General features: G+C 68.5%; 19 protein-coding genes. 13 read left to right on the plus strand and 6 right to left on the minus strand.

Going from position 1 to position 16,758, the window contains the following annotated elements; all coding sequences use genetic code 11:
- Positions 1-38: 38 nt before the first annotated feature.
- The 3 genes from FHX42_RS16690 to FHX42_RS16700 all read left to right on the plus strand — a co-directional run bounded on the left by FHX42_RS16690 (position 39) and on the right by FHX42_RS16700 (position 2,572).
- A complete protein-coding gene (locus FHX42_RS16690; RefSeq protein WP_182545363.1) occupies positions 39-1,082 on the plus strand; it encodes an amidohydrolase family protein in 1,044 nt (347 codons plus the stop codon).
- Complete coding sequence (locus FHX42_RS16695) at positions 1,079-1,801, plus strand: iron-sulfur cluster assembly protein (protein WP_182545364.1); 723 nt, start codon at positions 1,079-1,081, stop codon at positions 1,799-1,801. Before FHX42_RS16690 ends, FHX42_RS16695 begins: the two co-directional genes overlap by 4 nt.
- A 159-nt stretch (positions 1,802-1,960) precedes the next feature.
- Positions 1,961-2,572, plus strand: coding sequence for a hypothetical protein (locus tag FHX42_RS16700; protein WP_182545365.1), 612 nt, complete (start codon positions 1,961-1,963; stop codon positions 2,570-2,572).
- Positions 2,573-2,693: 121 nt separating this feature from the next.
- Here FHX42_RS16700 and FHX42_RS26720 read toward each other — a convergent pair whose 3' ends face one another.
- Positions 2,694-2,921, minus strand: a complete 228-nt coding sequence (locus tag FHX42_RS26720) for a hypothetical protein (RefSeq protein ID WP_235987443.1) — start codon at positions 2,919-2,921, stop codon at positions 2,694-2,696.
- Here FHX42_RS26720 and FHX42_RS26725 point away from each other — a divergent pair.
- The 6 genes from FHX42_RS26725 to FHX42_RS16730 all read left to right on the plus strand — a co-directional run bounded on the left by FHX42_RS26725 (position 2,901) and on the right by FHX42_RS16730 (position 8,176).
- Positions 2,901-3,242, plus strand: a complete 342-nt coding sequence (locus FHX42_RS26725; protein WP_328796280.1) for an AMP-binding enzyme — start codon at positions 2,901-2,903, stop codon at positions 3,240-3,242. The two genes, FHX42_RS26720 and FHX42_RS26725, sit on opposite strands and share 21 nt — an antisense overlap.
- A 163-nt stretch (positions 3,243-3,405) precedes the next feature.
- Positions 3,406-4,623: a cytochrome P450 gene (locus FHX42_RS16710; RefSeq protein WP_182545366.1), complete on the plus strand. Its 1,218-nt coding sequence runs from the start codon at positions 3,406-3,408 to the stop codon at positions 4,621-4,623.
- The gene (locus FHX42_RS16715) at positions 4,620-5,264 is read left to right on the plus strand and encodes a TetR/AcrR family transcriptional regulator (protein ID WP_182545367.1); all 645 of its coding nucleotides are present in this window, start codon (positions 4,620-4,622) and stop codon (positions 5,262-5,264) included. The genes FHX42_RS16710 and FHX42_RS16715 overlap by 4 nt, the downstream gene beginning before the upstream one ends.
- 27 nt (positions 5,265-5,291) lie before the next feature.
- Entirely contained in the window at positions 5,292-5,492 is a 201-nt protein-coding gene (locus FHX42_RS16720; RefSeq protein ID WP_182545368.1) for a ferredoxin, read from the plus strand.
- A complete protein-coding gene (locus FHX42_RS16725) occupies positions 5,489-6,688 on the plus strand; it encodes an NAD(P)/FAD-dependent oxidoreductase (RefSeq protein ID WP_182545369.1) in 1,200 nt (399 codons plus the stop codon). Before FHX42_RS16720 ends, FHX42_RS16725 begins: the two co-directional genes overlap by 4 nt.
- Positions 6,689-6,898: 210 nt before the next feature.
- On the plus strand, positions 6,899-8,176 hold the full coding sequence (locus FHX42_RS16730) for an RNA-guided endonuclease InsQ/TnpB family protein (protein WP_182545370.1): 1,278 nt from the start codon (positions 6,899-6,901) through the stop codon (positions 8,174-8,176).
- Here FHX42_RS16730 and lexA read toward each other — a convergent pair whose 3' ends face one another.
- On the minus strand, positions 8,177-8,842 hold the full coding sequence (gene lexA / locus FHX42_RS16735; RefSeq protein ID WP_182545371.1) for a transcriptional repressor LexA: 666 nt from the start codon (positions 8,840-8,842) through the stop codon (positions 8,177-8,179).
- 444 nt (positions 8,843-9,286) lie between these two features.
- Here lexA and FHX42_RS16740 point away from each other — a divergent pair, with 444 nt between their 5' ends.
- Positions 9,287-9,487: a cold-shock protein gene (locus tag FHX42_RS16740; RefSeq protein ID WP_182543966.1), complete on the plus strand. Its 201-nt coding sequence runs from the start codon at positions 9,287-9,289 to the stop codon at positions 9,485-9,487.
- Positions 9,488-9,620: 133 nt separating this feature from the next.
- Here FHX42_RS16740 and FHX42_RS16745 read toward each other — a convergent pair whose 3' ends face one another.
- The 3 genes from FHX42_RS16745 to FHX42_RS16755 are packed head-to-tail and all read right to left on the minus strand — an operon-like array spanning position 9,621 to position 12,980.
- Entirely contained in the window at positions 9,621-10,880 is a 1,260-nt protein-coding gene (locus FHX42_RS16745; RefSeq protein WP_182545372.1) for a cytochrome P450, read from the minus strand.
- Positions 10,877-11,764 carry an alpha/beta fold hydrolase gene (locus FHX42_RS16750; protein ID WP_182545373.1) on the minus strand — a complete coding sequence of 296 codons (888 nt, stop codon included), beginning with the start codon at positions 11,762-11,764 and terminating at the stop codon, positions 10,877-10,879. Before FHX42_RS16750 ends, FHX42_RS16745 begins: the two co-directional genes overlap by 4 nt.
- 37 nt (positions 11,765-11,801) lie before the next feature.
- Positions 11,802-12,980 (minus strand): glycosyltransferase, encoded by a 1,179-nt coding sequence (locus FHX42_RS16755; protein ID WP_182545374.1) that lies wholly within the window; start codon positions 12,978-12,980, stop codon positions 11,802-11,804.
- A gap of 645 nt (positions 12,981-13,625) precedes the next feature.
- Between FHX42_RS16755 and FHX42_RS16760 the strand changes: the two genes are divergently transcribed.
- Both FHX42_RS16760 and FHX42_RS16765 read left to right on the plus strand, forming a co-directional pair.
- Positions 13,626-14,009, plus strand: a complete 384-nt coding sequence (locus tag FHX42_RS16760; protein ID WP_182545375.1) for an MDR/zinc-dependent alcohol dehydrogenase-like family protein — start codon at positions 13,626-13,628, stop codon at positions 14,007-14,009.
- Positions 14,010-14,014: 5 nt separating this feature from the next.
- A complete protein-coding gene (locus FHX42_RS16765; RefSeq protein WP_182545376.1) occupies positions 14,015-14,233 on the plus strand; it encodes a hypothetical protein in 219 nt (72 codons plus the stop codon).
- A 186-nt stretch (positions 14,234-14,419) separates the two neighbouring features.
- On the opposite strand, the gene idi is transcribed toward FHX42_RS16765, so the two are convergent.
- Positions 14,420-15,028: an isopentenyl-diphosphate Delta-isomerase gene (idi, locus tag FHX42_RS16770; RefSeq protein WP_182545377.1), complete on the minus strand. Its 609-nt coding sequence runs from the start codon at positions 15,026-15,028 to the stop codon at positions 14,420-14,422.
- 327 nt (positions 15,029-15,355) lie between these two features.
- Here idi and FHX42_RS16775 point away from each other — a divergent pair, with 327 nt between their 5' ends.
- Complete coding sequence (locus FHX42_RS16775) at positions 15,356-16,756, plus strand: family 2B encapsulin nanocompartment shell protein (RefSeq protein ID WP_182545721.1); 1,401 nt, start codon at positions 15,356-15,358, stop codon at positions 16,754-16,756.
- The last annotated feature ends 2 nt before the right edge of the window (positions 16,757-16,758 follow it).

A 16,758-nucleotide genomic window follows, 5' to 3' on the forward strand; every position in this document is an offset into this window, starting at 1 on the left:
CGCCCGGACCTGTCCCACCCATCACGAAAGAGGATCCGATGTACGAGAAAAACGGTGAGAAGTACTTCGTCGTCGACAGCCACATCCACTTCTGGGACGGGACTCCGGCGAACCAGGCCAATCGCTACGGCGAGGGGTTTCTGAACTGCTTCTACGACTACCACCGCAACCTGAGCCCCGAGTCCGAACTGTGGTCGCTGGAGCACTTCCAGAAGCAGAGCGAGGCCGACCTGCTGCACGACCTGTTCGAGGTCGGCTACGTGGACAGGGCGATCTTTCAGCCCACGTACCTGACGGACTTCTTCGTCAACGGCTTCAACACCACCGAGCAGGACGGGGCGATCGCCGAGAAGTACCCGGACAAGTTCCTCGTCAACGGTGCGTGGGACCCGCGCGACGGCGAGGTCGGGCTGGCCGCGCTGGAGCGGCTGGTCGAGCGCTGGCAGCCTCGCGGCATCAAGCTCTACACCGCCGAGTGGAAGGGCGAGTCGAAGGGCTGGAAGCTGTCCGACCCGTGGTCGTACCGCTACCTGGAGAAGTGCCGACAGCTGGGCGTGCGCAACATCCACGTCCACAAGGGCCCCACGATCTATCCGCTCAACCGGGACTCCTTCGACGTCGCCGACGTCGACGACGTGGCCACCGCGTTCCCGGACCTGAACTTCATCGTCGAGCACGTCGGGCTGCCCCGGCTGGAGGACTTCTGCTGGATCGCCACCCAGGAACCCAACGTCTACGGCGGTCTGGCCGTGGCGATGCCGTTCATCCACTCCCGCCCGCGCTACTTCGCCCAGATCCTCGGTGAACTGCTGTTCTGGCTCGACGAGAACCGCATCACCTTCTCCAGCGACTACGCCATCTGGACGCCGAAGTGGCTGGTGGAGAAGTTCGTCGACTTCCAGATCCCCGAGGACCTGCAGTCGGAGTACGGCACGCTGACCCCCGACATCAAGCGCAAGATCCTCGGGCTCAACGCGGCGAACCTCTACGACATCGACGTGCCCGCGGGGTTGGGGGTCGCCGAGCCGGCGGCACGCACTGCGGTCGCCTCGGAAACCAACGAGGGGGCGATGTCCTCATGAGCACCGCGGCCCCCACCCTGCGGACCGAGGTCTGGCGGGCGCTGGGCACCGTACTCGACCCCGAACTCGACGAGTCCGTCACCGAACTCGGCTTCGTCGCCTCCCTGCGGGTCGACGGCCCGGAGGTGCGGGTCGAACTGAGGTTGCCGACCTACTTCTGCGCCCCCAACTTCGCCTACCTCATGGTCGCCGACGCCCACGACGTGCTGACCGAGCTCCCCGGAGTCACCCACGTGCAGGTCCGACTGCTCGACCACTTCGCCTCCGACGCGATCAACACCGGGGTCGCCGCCGCCGACGGATTCGACGCGTCCTTTCCCGGCCTGGCCACCGGAGAGCTCGACGACCTGCGGCGCACCTTTCTGGCCAAGGCCCACTCGGTCCGCCAGGAGCAACTGGCCACCGGCCTGCTCCGCGAGGGCCGCACCCACCAGCAACTCCTCGAGGTGCGGCTGCGCGACCTGCCCGGCAGTACCGAGCTGACGCGGCTCCAGCGCCGTCGTGAGCGGCTCGCGATCCCGTCCGGGCCGGACGCGCTGCTGATGCTCGACGATCGGGGACGAGCGATGGACCTGGGCACGCTACCGATGAGGCTGCGCCTGGCCCGCACCACACGGGTCGGCGTCGAGGCCAACGCGGGGTGGTGCCGCGGCCTGCTCAGCACCCGCTACGGCGACCGGAGCGGGGACGACGTTCCGCGGGAATCGCAGCCCTCCTGATCGGGCCCCGAGTCGTCATGGTCGCGCCGGTCGAGTGACCAGGAGGTCGCCGGGTGGGGCGAGCACCCGCTCTCGCCCCACCTCGACCGAGACGGCACGGATATTCCCCGAGAACCCTTTTGCCTGGGGTCTTACGCGTGGAAAAGGTGGTGTGACCGGATGGAACGGGATCCTTCGTCGATGCGCCCTCCCGAGACCGTGCGGCAGCTCCGGACGCCGGCTGCCCTGGAGTTGGCGGACCTGACGGCGATTTTCGAGGATTTGACCAAGGTCGTGGGGTGTTGTGAGCGGATTCTTTCGACCCAGGAACGGGACGGGGCCGGAGAAGTCCTGCTGGAATCCCTCTGGGTCGCCGCGCTCGTCTCGTACCGACGATGTTTCTCCGCCAACGAGCACGGTGTGGCTCTGAGCGAACAGGACCTCCACGAGACCGGCCTGCAGGGCGATGTCGTTCAGTGGCACGAGATGCTCGAGAGAGTGCGCGCCCACTACGTCGACAGCAGCGTCAACGCCCGCGATCACTTCGTCGTCGGAGCAGCTCAGGATTCCGACGGCAATGCCGATGGCATCGCGATCACGTCGACCCCCCGGCCCCGACCCGATGAGACCACGGTTCGACAGACCGGCCGGATCGCCCTCGAGCTGAGCAGGATCGTCGACCAGCGCATCGAAACCCGGCAAGAAGCCGTTCGTGATGCGGCACGGTCCATGAGTCCACGAACCCTCTCGTCGCTGCCCGTCGTCCGGGTCGCTGTTCCCGAGGAGGCGTGAGCGCTCCGAGCGGGTCATCGATCGGCGAGGGAAGCGGTCACTTCTGATCCGTTTCCCTCGCCGGTCGCGTCGTCCTCGTCGGCACCGGTGGCGAAGCCCGTTGCCACTCGCGGCGCAGCCTTCACCCGTGGGTGCTCAGCAGGTCGAGCCGCTGGGGGAGCTCGTCCTCGGACGGCTCGACGGCACCGCCCCTTCCGGACAGCAGGTGCAGCGGGGCGCGGTGGAACGCGCCGTCGAGCAGCGCGTACGCGGCGCCCGCGGAACTCGCGGGCCGGACTCCGGCGAGTTCGGCGTAGCGGCTGACCCCCTGCCAGATCATGGCCTCGCGGTGTTCGTCGATCTCCAGCACGTCTTCGCGGAACGAATCGTCGAGCAGGCTCTGTTCGCGCACTCCGCCGTGCAGGACAGCGCCGTAGTCGGGCTGCGGGACGACCGGTGGGGCGAGCGGGTCACGGCGGTCGTGCAGTTGCGCACGGGGCAGCAGGCCACGGCCGGGGAGCTCACCGCGTTCGTCAAGGAACGACTCGGCAGCGTGAAAACCCCGAAACAGGTCGAACTCCGGTCGGATCTGCCGCGTTCGAAACTCGGCAAGGTGTTGAAGGCGGACATCACGACGCGGCTGACCGATCCTGAGCCCGGATCGGGTGCGTCCCAAAGATCAGCCGGGTAGTGAACGAAGCCCGGATCGCCATCGGGGAGGTGTTCGTCCTGGTGCGGTCGGCATCGCAGGGGCGCTGCCTCTCAGCGCTGCTTCTAAGTCAGTTGATTGACTTAAGTCGGCGGATGCGGTTTCCTGGAGCGGACAGCGATCCAGGATTCCAGGAGGTTCCACGGTGTCCGAGGCCGACGAGCGCGTGCTGGACTATCCCCTTCCCGCTCCGGAGGCGCTCGAGCCTCCGGCCGAGTGGGACGAGCTGCGGCAGCGCTGCCCGGTGTCGCGGGCCAAGCTGCCCAGCGGGGACGAGGTGGCGCTGCTGACCCGATACGCCGACGTCAAGCAGGTGCTGTCGGACGACCGCTTCGACCGGCAGCTCAACCAGCCGGACGCCGCGCGGCTGTCGGACACAGACTCGGGCGGGGTGTTCAACAGCGAGATGTCCTCGACGCTGCCGCAGGGCGGTGAGGGGCACCTGCGCTGGCGGCGGTTGCTGAACCGGTGGTTCACCGCGAAGCGGACGAACGCCCTGCGCCCCGAGATCGCCGGGATGGCCGAGCAGCTCATCGACGAGATGATCGCGAGCGGCCACCCCGCGGACCTCAAGGCGGGGCTGGGCTTTCCGCTGCCGGTGTGGGTCATCTGCGACGTGCTCGGCGTGCCGAGCGACGACCGGGACCGGTTCTCCCGCTGGTCGGACATGTTCCTGAACCTCACCCGCTTCACCGGGGAAGAGGTCAAGACCGCCGAGCGCGAGTTCTTCGAGTACATGCGGGACCACATCACGGCCAAGCGGGAGGACCCGGGCGAGGACGTGCTCAGCGAGCTGATCGCCGCGACCGCCGAGGAGGGCGAGCCGATGAGCGACAAGCAGCTGGCGGCCACCGGCCTCGGGCTGCTCATCGCCGGGCACGAGACCACCGCGAACATGATCGGCAAGATGGTGGCGATGCTGCTGGCCGACCGCGACCGCTGGCGGGCGCTGGTCGCCGACCGCACCCTCGTCCGGACCGCGGTGGAGGAATCGCTGCGGTTCGACGCCAACTCCGGGCTCGGCACGGTGCGCTACCTCGGCGAGGACGCCGACGTCGCGGGCGTGGAGCTGCCGCGCGGCACGACGGTCATGTGCAGCATGGCCGCGGCGAATCGGGACGCCGAGGCGTTCGAGGGCGCGGCGGAGATGGACCTCTCGCGCAGCCCGAACCCGCACCTGGCGTTCGGTGCCGGTGTGCACTCCTGCCTCGGGCAGGCGCTGGCGCGCACCGAACTGCAGGTGACGCTGGAGGTGCTGCTGGAGAAGCTGCCGACGCTGGAGCTGGCGGTGCCGGCCGAGCAGCTGCGGCAGCTGGAAGGGCTCGTGGTCGGCGGGTTGCGAGAGGTCCCGGTGCGTTGGTGACCGGGCGCAACGGAGCCGAGCGGGTGAGCCTCACCCGCGAGCTGCTGCTGTCCGCGGCCGAGCGGCTGTTCGCCGAGCACGGTGTGGCCGCGGTGTCCAACCGGCGGATCAGCGAGGCTGCCGGGCAGGGCAACAACACCGCGGTCGGCTATCACTTCGGCGGCCGGGACGACCTGGTGCGGACGATCGTGCGCAAGCACCACGGGCAGATCGAGCACCACCGCGAGGCGATGCTGGCGCGGATGACCCCGGGCGCCGGGGTGCGGGACTGGGTGTCGTGCATGCTGCGCCCGGTGGCGCAGCACCTCACCGAGCTCGGCTCGCCCACCTGGTACGGGCGGTTCAACGCGCAGGTCATGACCGAGCCGGACTACCGCGACGTCGCGGTGTCCGAATCGCTGAGCTCCCCGTCGCTGGCGCGCATCAGCGACCAGCTCGTCCGGTGCCTGCCCGAACTGCCGCGGTCGGTGTGGGAGGAGCGCCGGGACATGTCCCGGCAGTTGATGGTGCACGTGGTCGCCGAGCGGGAGCGCGCCCTGGCCGAGGGCGACTCGACGCCGCGCGAGACCTGGCAGGAGGCCGCGACGGGGTTGATCGACGCGGTGACGGGGCTCTGGTCGGCTCCGAGCACGGTGCAGTAAGTGTCCTACGTGGAAGGAGTTTCTCGGGTGAAGATCACGGTGGACGAGGAGAAGTGCTGCGGCGCCGGGACGTGCGTGCTGACCGCGCCCGACGTGTTCGACCAGCGCGATGAGGACGGTGTGGTGGTCCTGCTCGACGAGTCGCCCGGCGCGGATCTGCAGGCGTCCGCGCGGGAGGCGGCGAGCACGTGCCCGGCCCAGGCGATCCTGCTGAGCGAGCGGGCATGAGCGCGCCTTCGTCCGTGCTGGTGGTCGGTGCGTCGGCGGCGGGTCTGTCCGTCGCGGAACACTTGCGGCACAGGGGTTTCGAGGGTGACCTGACGGTGCTCGGGGCGGAGCCGACCGCGCCGTACGACCGGCCGCCGCTGTCCAAGCAGGTGCTGGCCGGGGCGTGGGAAGCGGAGCGGGCGCGGTTGCGCGACGAGGTTCGGTTGTCCGAGTTGGACGCTTCGTTCGTGCTCGGTGATCCGGCCGTCGGGCTCGACGCGGCGGGACGGGAGGTGTGGACCGCTTCCGGCCGCCGCTTCGGTGCCGATGCCGTCGTGGTGGCGACCGGGGTGCGGCACCGGGCGCTGCCCGGGCAGGACGAGCTGGCCGGGGCGCACGTGCTGCGCACGCTCGGGGACTCGCTGGCGCTGCGGGCGGATCTGCTGGGTGCTTCGAGATCGGTGGTGGTCGGGGAGGGCGTGCTCGGCGCCGAGGTCGCGGCCACTGCCCGGGCGATGGGCGTGGACGTCACGATGGTCGGGCCGCAGCCGGCGCCGATGGCCGCGCAGGTCGGCCCGCTGGTGAGCGCTCGGTTGGCGGAGCTGCACGCCTCCCGCGGTGTATCGCTGCGGCTCGGCGTCGGCGTCCGGGAGCTCGTCGGCGATGCCGGGCGCGTCGTGGGCGTGGGCTTGGATTCGGGTGAGGTGCTGGACACCGACGCGGTGCTCGTCGCGGTCGGGGCGGTGCCCAACACCGGCTGGCTCGCCGGCAGCGGGTTGGAGCTCGCCGACGGCGTGGTGTGCGACTCGCGTTGCCGTGCCGCCGACGGGATCTACGCGGTGGGTGACGTCGCTCGCTGGTGGCACGACGACTTCGGTCGCCTGATGCGGTTGGAGAACCGCACCAACGCCACCCAGCAGGCCCTGACCGTGGCGGGCAACGTGCTCGGCGAGGACCACGCCTTCACTCCGGTGCCCTACTTCTGGACCGACCAGCACGACGTGAAGATCCAGATGCACGGTGTGCTCGCCGCGGGCGCCGCGGTGTCCGTCGTGGACGGTTCTCTCGACGAGGACCGGTTCGTCGCGCGCTACGAGCGCGACGGCCGCGTCATCGGAGTGCTCGGCTGGAACATGCCCAAGCAGAGCGGGCTCCGGCGGAAGGAGATCGTGGCCCCGCTGAGCGACCCCGCCGGACCACTGGAGACGCGGAAATGACCCGAACCGCGGTCGAAGGTCCAGGGGAGCACCGCGAGTAGCAGGCCGACGACGACCTGCCCTGCGTGCTGTCGGATGGCACCGCGGTCACCTCGTGTCCAGTCGGCGGAAGTCCCGGCGTTCACGCCGGGGAGGAGCCGGTCCCGAGTGGTTCTGGGTGACCACGCACTCGTACTTACTCGTGATCGATGGACGTGTAAGCTGACCGGTTTGCGGACGGCGTACAAGTGCCGGACTTACCCGGACTCCGAGCAGGCGGCCCAGCTGGGGCGCACGTTCGGGTGTGTGCGCCTGGTGTGGAACAAGACCCTCGACGCACGGCATCGCCGCTACCACACCGAAGGTCGGTCCACTTCGTACACAGAGACCGACGCGGCCCTGTCGCAGTGGAAGAGGACCGAGGACCTGGGGTTTCTGTCCGAGGTGTCGTCGGTGCCGCTGCAGCAAACGCTGCGGCACCAGCACACCGCGTTCTCCAATTTCTTCGCCGGACGGGCGAAGTACCCGCGGTTCAAGTCCCGCACCGGCAAGCAGTCCGCGCACTACACCCGCAGCGCGTTCCGCATCCGCGACGCCCAGCTGTTCCTGGCGAAGCAGACCACGCCGTTGCGTTTCGTGTGGTCGTGGCCCGAGGTCGACCCGACCACGATCAACCCGACGATGGTGGTGGTCTCCCGTGAGCCGGACGGGCGCTGGTACGTGACGTTCGCCGTGGACACCGACGAGCCCGAACCGCAGCCGCCGACGGGTGAAGCGATCGGCGTGGATCTCGGAGTCAAGGACTTCGCGGTGCTGTCGACCGGTGAGACCATCGCCAATCCGAAGCACCTAGATCGTAAGGCGCGGAACTTGGCGCGGTATCAGCGACGGATGGCCCGCAAGCAGCGCGGCTCGAACAACCGCCGCAAAGCCAAGCGCAAGGTCGCTCGCGCGCACCGCAAGGTCCGCCACGCCCGCCAGGATTTTCTGCACCGCACCACGACGAATCTGGTTCGTCGGGCCGACACGATCGCGATCGAAGACCTCCACGTCGACGGGATGACCAGCAGTGCTCGCGGTACCACCGAGCAACCGGGCCGCAACGTGAAGCAGAAAGCCGGGTTGAACCGGCGCATCCTCGATGCGGCGTTGGGCGAGTTCCGGCGACAGTTGGAGTACAAGACCACTCGCGTGGGCACGACCCTGGTCGTGGTCGACCGGTGGTACCCCTCGTCGAAGACGTGTTCCGCGTGCGGGCACCTGCTGAGCAACCTGAAGCTGTCGGTGAGGCACTGGACGTGCCCCGACTGCCGCACCCGGCACGACCGGGACCACAACGCGGCCAAGAACATCTTGGCCGCTGGTCAAGCGGTAGCCGGGCAACACCCCGGCCAAGCCTGTGGAGCTGATGTCAGCCGTGCCGGATCTTCCCGCACGCAGTCGGCTATGAAGCAGGAACTATCGGGCGCGAGCCCGACGGGAATCCCCGCCCTTCAGGACGGGGAGTAGTCAAACGCTGCGCAGCACGGAGATGACGGTGCCCAGCACGACGGCCCGGTCGCCGTCGAGGGTGTCGTAGTCGGGGTTGCGCGGCTCGAGGTGGACGTGCCCGTTGCGACGGCGGTAGACCTTGATGGTGGCCTCGTCGTCGATCATCGCGGCGACGATCTGGCCGGAATGGGCCTCGGCTTGCTGCCGCACCACGACGATGTCGCCGTCGCGGATCGCGGCGTCGATCATCGAGTCACCACGCACGCGCAGACCGAAGGTGCTGCCCCGCCCGGCGAGTTCGCGGGGCAGCGTCATCACGTCCTCGACGTGCTCTTCGGCGACGATGGGGCTGCCTGCGGCGACGTGACCGACCACGGGCACTGTCACCGAGTCATCGGCGGGTTCTTCCGAGGTGGAAGGTTCCCGCAGGAACGCGCGCACGTCGATCGGCCTGGAGAGCGTGGCGCTGCGCCGGAGAAAGCCCTTCTCCTCCAGACTCGCCAAGTGCTTCGACACCGATGACGACGACCGCAGGCCGACGGCGTCGCCGAGCTGCCGAGTGCTGGGCGCGTACCCGTACCTGACCACCCAGTCCCGGATGGCGACCAGGATTCGCCGCTGACGTGACGGCAGGGCCGAGGTGTCCAGGTGCTCGCACGCGTCAAGATCGTCGTAGGCGGTCATTCGCGGAATGGTAGAGGTAAGCACCGCCGACGAAGCCACCGGTACGTGAGTCCGTCGCGGCGGCGCCGTCGACGAACCCGACCGCGTCTGCGACGCGTGACGATCTTCCGGGACTCGGTTGGCCGGCGCTTTCACCGAGCACGCGCAGGCGCACATCACCGGGTCGGGATCGACCGGCCACGGCTGAGCACGCACCCGCGGTGGGCGGTGATTCGGAGGTCCTGAAATCGTGTGCCGGTCTTGGGAATACTGGTGGTGGGTTGTAGGTTGTGTGGGGTGGTCGTCAGGTTTTTCTGAGTTCGTGCTTGTGCACGCTCGCAGGATGTTGATGCGGGCGCGCTGCTGTCTTTGGTTGTTGCTGGAGTAGTTGCCGTCTGTGAAGGCCGAGCGGCCCCTCGCTGTCGTGTGGTGCGGCGGTGATCCCAGCGCAAGGAGGAGGCGGACATGGCACAGGGAACGGTGAAGTGGTTCAACGACGAGAAGGGCTTTGGTTTCATTGCCCCGGATGAGGGTGGTCCGGACGTGTTCGTGCACTACTCGGCCATCGATGCCAGTGGTTTCCGCAGCCTGGCGGAGGACCAGCAGGTGACTTACGAGGTCACGCAGGGCCCGAAGGGTGCGCAGGCCAGCAACGTGCAGGTCTGACCCGTTCTCTGGGAGGGTGGCTCGGCCGGGCTCCCGGCCCGGCGCCACCCCCTTCAGCAGGAAAATCGGCCCCTCTCCGCGGAGAGGGGCCGATTTCGCATCTCCAGGGCCTGCGGGGTTCGTGCGGAACGCCTTATCCGTGCAGGTGCACCGGCAGGTGCTCGATGCCGCGCAGCGTCGTGCCGGGGGAGCGGTAGGTGGGGGCCCGGGCGAGGCTCATGTGCGGGAAGCGCTGCAGCAGGCGGGGGAGCAGCGCCTGTGCTTCTGTCCGGGCGAGGAAGCTTCCCAGGCAGTAGTGGGCGCCGCCGCCGAAGCTTAGCGGGCTGGGGCTGGCCCGCGTGAGGTCGAGGACGTGGGGTTCGGGCGTTCGGTCGGGGTCCCGGTTGGCGGCCCCGAGCAGACCGAGCACGGTCGTGCCGGGTTCGATCGCGTGCTCGCCGATGTGGACGGGCTGTTGGGCCATGCGCACCGTGATCTGGATGGAACTGTCGTAGCGGAGCAGTTCCTCGACCGCGGAGGGGGCCAGGTCGGGCCGGTTCCTCAGCAGCTCGGCCTGGTCGGGGTGTTGCAGCAGTGTTCGCACTGCCAGACCGAGGAAGCCCACGAGGGTTTCGTGGCCCGCGGTGAACAGGAACAGCAGATTGCCGACGAGTTCCTCGTCGTTCGCCGGATCCGGGCCGCCGCAGGCTTCGATGACCGACGAGAGCAGGCTGCTCTCCTGCGCGCCCGCGCGTGCGGCGATCAGTTCGCGGAACGCCTCGAGAAGCTGCGTGCCGGCGTGTTCCATGCGTTGTTGCTGGGCGGGCGAACGGATCAGGTCAAGGGTCGGTGCTGTGAGGTGGCCGAGGCGGGCGAGTTCCCGCGCCGTGTCGGAATCGAGGCCGAACAGCGTTCGCATCACGGCGACCGGTAAGGGGCGCGCCGCGGCCTCGATGAGATCGACGGGATCGGTGCTCGGGGTGTGCGCGGACAGCGAGTCCAGGAGATCGTCGACGGTCTCGTCGATGAGGGAGTGCAGCTCGGTGATGTGACGGGGCGTGAAGTGGGGGGCCATGGCCGCCCGGAGCCGGGTGTGGTCGGGGGGATTGCGGAACCCGATCGCCTGGTGCACGTGGTGAGCCGTGCGGCTGGTTCGCCAGTGGGGCTGCACGGTGTCCATGTGGGTGGGGTCTATCGAGGCGAACGCGCGGTCGCGGAGCAGGTGCGCGCAGTCCTCGTGGCGGGAGAGCACGTATCCGCCGAGCGCCGCCGGTAGTGGGCTCTTGAGGACCGGGGCCAGCTGCCTGATCCGGTCGTACTCGCGGTAGGGATCCGGGTTCCCCCGCGGTTTCATCAGCTGTTGCAGGTGGACGACCGCTTGCTCGTGCGCGGTGTCGTGGATCGATGTAGTCACGTGGTGGCGCTTTCGTGTGCGGCGACTGATTGCGCGGTCTCGCGGTCGAGGAAGTCCTTGAGCACGGTGGTCGACGTGCTCGGGCGTTCGAGCAGTGGCGAGTGACTGGCGCCGTCGACGGCCACGGGGCTCGCTCCGATACGCCGGCCCATCGATTCCTGCGTCTCGGGCGTGAAGATGCCGTCGTCGGTGCCGTAGACGACGAGTTTCGCGAGGTCCAGTTCGCGGAGTGGCGCGGTGGGAAACCGCGCCGATGCCACGGCGCGGGAGAAACCGGTGAGGTGGTGGAGCTGGCTGCCGAACAGGTTCCGCTTGAGCACCTCGAAGGCCCGTCCCAGCGTGGGTGGGCCTTCGGGGGACTGGCCCAGCAGGCCGATCACGCAGTCCAGGAGTCCCTGCCTGCCCTCGGAGGAGATCGTCGAGGCGACGTAGTCGGCGAGGTCCGGGGAGGCCGATTCCTCCAGCGTCGTTCCGGAGGAGATCAGCGTCAGGCTGCGGGCCGCGTCGGGGTCGTGGAGCACTGCTGTGCGCGCGACGAAACCACCGAAGCAGCTTCCCATGAGGTGCACCGGGTTTCCGTCGTCGAGGCCGCGTGCCACCGCGAGCATGTCTTCGGCGAGCGCGCGCAGGGTGTAGGCGTCGGGATCGTCCGGACCGGGTGAGTCGGGCAGGCCGAGATGGTCGTAGGCACAGATCCGGTAGCCGTGCCGGGAGAGGCGCAGCATGGTGGGCACCCACAGTTCCTTCCCGAGCAGGAAACCTCCCGCGATCACGGCGTGGCCACGGGTCGGTACGTCCTGCGGGGGGTGGGCGTCGAGGCAGCCCAGCGGGCCCCGGGGCGTGTCGATCGACCGTGTCTGCAGGCGGTGCGCGTCGCGCGTCATCGCTGTCCTCCTGAACTCGTCCTCGCCGACGGGCGGGTCAGTCGGCGGCTTCGGTGGTCGTGGCGACACCGACCGGTGCGTCGCCGGTGGTGTTTCGGGCGACGATGCGTTCGACGACGGTGGCCACCTCGGTGGGAGCGGGCATGGTGGCGATCTCGTTTCGCACCTCGTGGGCTCGGTGCCGATAGGAGGGCTCCGCGAGCAGGGTTCGCACGGCTCGGCACGTCCGGTCCGCGGATCGTTCGTGCAGGTCGAGCTTTTCCGCGACACCGCGCTGCACGAGTTGGTCGGCGTTGGCGAACTGGTCGCCGAGTTGCGGCAGGACGAGTTGCGGAAGTCCGTGGTCGAGTGCGGCCATCGAGCTTCCCGCGCCGCCGTGGTGGACCACCGCGTCGCACGTCGGCAGCAGCTGGTCGTGGGGGATCCAGCCACCCGCGCGGGCGTTCGCGGGAAGCTCGCCCAGCGACGAATCACGTGAGCCCGCGCCGGCCACGACCACTTCGACGGGTAACTCGGCGAGCGCGTCGACGGTGACGCGCAGGCCCTCGATTCCCGCTTCCAGGGGCAGGCTGCCCATGGACACGCAGATGCGAGGGGCGGTGCTCCCGTCGAGCAGCCACGCCGGCATGATGCCCGCGCCGCAATAGGGGACGTAGCGCATGGGAACGGCCTCGTCGGACTCGGAACGGCGCAGACTGGGCGGGCAGTTCTCGACCACGACGTGCTCCGAGGGGGTTTCGTCGAAGAGACCGTGGTGGTGGTGCAGTGCTGCGAGCCTGGAATGCACCGCGTCGGTGAGGGCCGTCTGCAACTCCTCGGGAAGTTGCAGTCCCCATCGGTGGGTGACCAGCGGAATCCCGTGCAGGGCGGCGACCATGGGTCCGGTGAGTTCCATCGGTTCGGACACCACGACATCGGGTCGCCAGGCCTCGCCGAGACTCAGGACGTCGTCGGCCGTTCGCTCGGCGACGGAGATGCCGAATTCGGCGATGGCGTGGTTGTCCCGTCCCGTCGGGTCCGCGCTCGCCGCCCACATTTCCCGTGGTGAGACGGTTCCCACGGCCGTGCTGGGCAGCCCCGCCGTCCGTGCTTCCTTCGCGATCGAACGCGGTCCGGCCACCATGACCTGGTGCCCGGAGCTGCGAAGAGCCCAGGACAGGGCGACCATGGGGAAGAAATGTCCGCATGCCGGAACGGTGGTGATGAGGACACGCATCAGCTGTTGAGGGCCCTTTCCCGCGATAGTCGCATAGTGACGAGTGTGCCCGGTGAGTACCACTGACCCGGGCACACATTTTTGTGCGCGCTTCTTCGGTCGTTGATGGATACTGTACGTACTTCGCAGCGTAATCAATGCCCCGGGGGAAGTAACTCTCATGAACACGGTCAAGTTATCCGATGTCCGAAATATTAACTTTGCCGACTACGCTGTGACGTTTTGTTGATCGATGAACTCCGGTCGGGCTTATTCGACCCGCTTGCCCGGTGGAGTATTCTGTTTTGGTTTCGTGTCGCGACGCAGCGCCATCGATCTTGGCGCGAGTGCATGTCCGAGGTGATGCGTCGCGGTGTTTCCCCGGGCGTGCCGCATTGGCGCGCTGCCGCCATAGGCGCCGTGACCAGGGAATTTCGTGATAACTCCGTGATTGGCGTGGTGACGAAACGATCCGGATTTGGTTTCCGAATGCATCTATATTGGCGCGCTCGGGATTCGCCGTGGCCGAACGGTCCCGAACGCCGGTGTCGGATGGTTGCGCTGACTCGCGTCCGCCCCGATGGTCACCGTCTTCTCGGTCGCGGGCGTGCTTTCTCCCGGAGGTCGGTTTCGCCGCGTCGGGAAGAGCAGTACTGCCTCAGCGGAATGGTGCTGACCTATGCGGGCACCGATCAGCACGGGCAGTCGACGCGAGGCGGGTACTCCACGCGCATCGTGGTGACCGAGGACTTCGCCCTGCGCATCTCCGACGGCCTCTCGCCGACCGAGGCCGCGCCGCTGCTGGGCGCCGGCATCACGACTTGCGCGCCGTTGCGGCAGTGGAACGCCGGCCCCGGCAAGCGGGTCGCGGTCGTCGGCCTCGGGCACGTGGCGGTCAAGCTCGCCCGCGCGATGGGTACCGAGGTGACGGTGCTGTCGCGAACGCTGACCACGCAGGACGACGGTTTCGGCCTCGGTGCGCACGACTGTCGCGCGACCGGGGGTCCGGCGACCTTCGAGGAACCGGCCGGCTCGTTCGACTCATCGTGAACACGGTGAGCGCGTCCCCGGAAGTGAGCGCCCATCTGTCGCTGCTGGGACTCGGCGGGGCGCTGGCGAACGTCGGCGCACCGCCGGATCCGGTGTCGTTCAACGTGTTCTCGCTGCTGGGCAACCGGCGGTCGATGTCCGGTTCGCTGATCGGTGGCATCCGCGAGCCCCAGGAGATACTGGACTTCTGCGCCGAGCCGGGATCGGTGCCGAAGTCGAGGTGATCGGCGCGGAGCGGACCAACGACGCCTACGAGCGCGTGCTGGCCTCCGACGTGCGGTACCGCTTCGTCATCGACATCGCGACGCTGGTATGACCCGGGTGCCCGGCGTTCGGAACGCGTCGGATTCGGTTGCGGGGAGTGCGATGAGAGCTGCGGGGTGCGCTGATCCGTCCGGGGAACATCCCCCTCAGCGGGATTCCTTCCGGTCCGGCCGGGTACCGGAGCTCCTCGCCGCGGCGGGCAACTCGGACTCGTGGGCTGCCGGCCAGTGCCGTGCGTCGGCCCCGAGGACGCGGAGCTGGTGGACCTGTTGGAGGCACCAGGGTGAGAGCCCCGACGTCCCGGACACGGCGGTCTCGCCGAACTCGTCCCAGTCCGTCCACCGCACGGAGTCGACTTCGGTGGGCGCTGGCCGGGGGTGATGTTCCGCGCGGGCACGAAAGACCGGGCACATCTCGTTTTCGACGGTGCCGTTGTCCATGACGGCGCGGTAGCGAAAAGCCGGGAGTATCAGCTCCGCGCTGTCGACGTCGAGGCCCAGTTCTTCGTGCAGTCGTCGCGTGACCGCTGTCGTGAGGGGCTCACCGGGAGCCGGATGCCCGCAGCAGGAGTTGGTCCACACCCCGGGCCAGGTCGTCTTCGTCAGGGCGCGTCGGGTCAGCAGCAGTTGGTTGCGGTCGTTGATGACGTAGCAGGAGAAGGCCAGGTGCAGCGGGGTGTGGCTGTGGTGCACGGTGGCTTTGTCGGCGACGCCGTTGGCGTGACCGCTCTCGTCGAGCAGCACGACTTGTTCCACTGCGGTTCCTCTCTGAGTGCGGTCCGGTGAAGCCTCGTCGATCCTGCCCGTTGACCGTCCGCCGAGTCGACGTCTCGTTCGTGTGTCATACCACGGACGGATACGTGTCGCTCCCAGTGGTATCAAGGACACCCAGCGTGTCAACAGGAGATTGATCACTTCGATCGGTGATCGACAATGTCACCTGTGTTAGCCAAGATCGCCTTGGTGCCGTGATCTGGGGTCGATCAACGAGGCAACCCGAGGTGGGGGATCACCGACTCTGGTGCGGCACTCAGGTGTTGGCATGACTCGGATTGGTGGTATGTGGTGACAAGTGCGGAGTCGATGGCCGGTCAGGGCAGTGGTGACGGGCAGTCGCCGTTGAGCCTGGGGACGGCGGCGGCGCGGAACCTGTCGACGACGACGAAGACGCCGCCGCAGATGCAGTCGGTCACCTCGCGGTGGCTGCCGCGCCTGCTGCCCTGGGTGCAGGCTTCCGGCGGGGCGTACCGGGTCAACCGTCGGTTGACCTACCAGCTCGGTGACGGACGGGTGACGTTCACCAACACCGGTGCCGACGTGCGGGTCATTCCCGCCGAGCTGTGCGAGCTGCCGGTGCTGCGCGGGTTCGGCGACACCACGGTGCTGGAGGGCTTGGCCGATCGGTTCACCCAGCGCGAGTACGCGGCGGGTGACGTGATCGCGGAGGTGGGCCGCCCGGCCGACGAGGTCGTGCTCATCGCGCACGGCAAGGTCAACAAGCTGGGTACCGGTCCCTACGGGGACCAGGCGGTGCTGGGGGTGCTGGCCAACGGGGAGCACTTCGGCAGCCACGCGCTGGTCGGCGAGCAGAGCCAGTGGGAGTTCACGGCCAAGGCCGTGACCTCGTGCACCGTGCTGAGCCTCTCCCGGCAGTCGTTCGAGGAGTTCGCCGGGCGGTCCGAGGCGCTGCGGAGCCACCTCGAGCAGGTCCGGACCAGTTCGCAGCCGACGCACAATTCGGAGGGGGAGTCCACGGTCGCGGTGGCCTCGGGCCACGCCGGGGAGCCCGATCTGCCGGGGACCTTCGTCGACTACGAGCTCAAGCCCCGCGAGTACGAGCTCAGCGTGGCCCAGACGGTGCTGCGGGTGCACAGCCGGGTGGCGGATCTGTACAACCAGCCGATGGACCAGGTCGAGCAGCAGCTGCGGTTGACCATCCAGGAGCTGCGCGAGGAGCAGGAGAAGGAGCTGATCAACAACCGCGACTTCGGTCTGCTGCACAACGCCGACCTGCGCCAGCGCATCCACACCCGCACCGGACCGCCCACGCCGGACGACATGGACGAGCTGCTGTCGCTGGTGTGGAAGGAGCCGGGCTTCTTCCTGGCGCACCCGCGGGCGATCGCGGCGTTCGGCCGGGAGTGCAGCCGCCGCGGTCTGTACCCGGCGAGCGTGGAGGTCGGCGGACATCACGTGCCCGCGTGGCGCGGGGTCCCGCTGTTCCCGAGCAACAAGCTGCCGATGAGCAAGCACCGCACGAGTTCGATCATGCTGATGCGCACCGGGGAGCACAACCAGGGCGTGGTCGGGCTGCACCAGACCGGCATCCCGGACGAGTACGAGCCCGGCCTGTCGGTGCGGTTCATGGGCATCAACGAGAAGGCCATCATCTCCTACCTGGTCAGCACGTACTACTCCGCCGCCGTGCACGTCCCGGACGCGCTGGCCGTGCTCGACGACGTCGAGGCCGGCAGGGAAAACTGATC

Source organism: Halosaccharopolyspora lacisalsi (genome assembly GCF_014137975.1).
In the GTDB taxonomy this organism is placed as follows: Bacteria; Actinomycetota; Actinomycetes; order Mycobacteriales; family Pseudonocardiaceae; genus Halosaccharopolyspora; species Halosaccharopolyspora lacisalsi.

What these genes read in the sequence shown, in the direction of transcription:
- FHX42_RS16775 (WP_182545721.1), top strand. Translation starts at nt 15,356, where the DNA reads ATGGCCGGTCAGGGCAGTGGTGACGGGCAGTCGCCGTTGAGCCTGGGG.
- FHX42_RS16755 (WP_182545374.1), bottom strand. Translation starts at nt 12,980, where the DNA reads ATGCGTGTCCTCATCACCACCGTTCCGGCATGCGGACATTTCTTCCCC.
- lexA (WP_182545371.1), bottom strand. Translation starts at nt 8,842, where the DNA reads ATGACCGCCTACGACGATCTTGACGCGTGCGAGCACCTGGACACCTCG.
- FHX42_RS16725 (WP_182545369.1), top strand. Translation starts at nt 5,489, where the DNA reads ATGAGCGCGCCTTCGTCCGTGCTGGTGGTCGGTGCGTCGGCGGCGGGT.
- FHX42_RS16700 (WP_182545365.1), top strand. Translation starts at nt 1,961, where the DNA reads ATGGAACGGGATCCTTCGTCGATGCGCCCTCCCGAGACCGTGCGGCAG.
- FHX42_RS16750 (WP_182545373.1), bottom strand. Translation starts at nt 11,764, where the DNA reads ATGACGCGCGACGCGCACCGCCTGCAGACACGGTCGATCGACACGCCC.
- FHX42_RS16690 (WP_182545363.1), top strand. Translation starts at nt 39, where the DNA reads ATGTACGAGAAAAACGGTGAGAAGTACTTCGTCGTCGACAGCCACATC.
- FHX42_RS16760 (WP_182545375.1), top strand. Translation starts at nt 13,626, where the DNA reads ATGGTGCTGACCTATGCGGGCACCGATCAGCACGGGCAGTCGACGCGA.
- FHX42_RS16740 (WP_182543966.1), top strand. Translation starts at nt 9,287, where the DNA reads ATGGCACAGGGAACGGTGAAGTGGTTCAACGACGAGAAGGGCTTTGGT.
- FHX42_RS16695 (WP_182545364.1), top strand. Translation starts at nt 1,079, where the DNA reads ATGAGCACCGCGGCCCCCACCCTGCGGACCGAGGTCTGGCGGGCGCTG.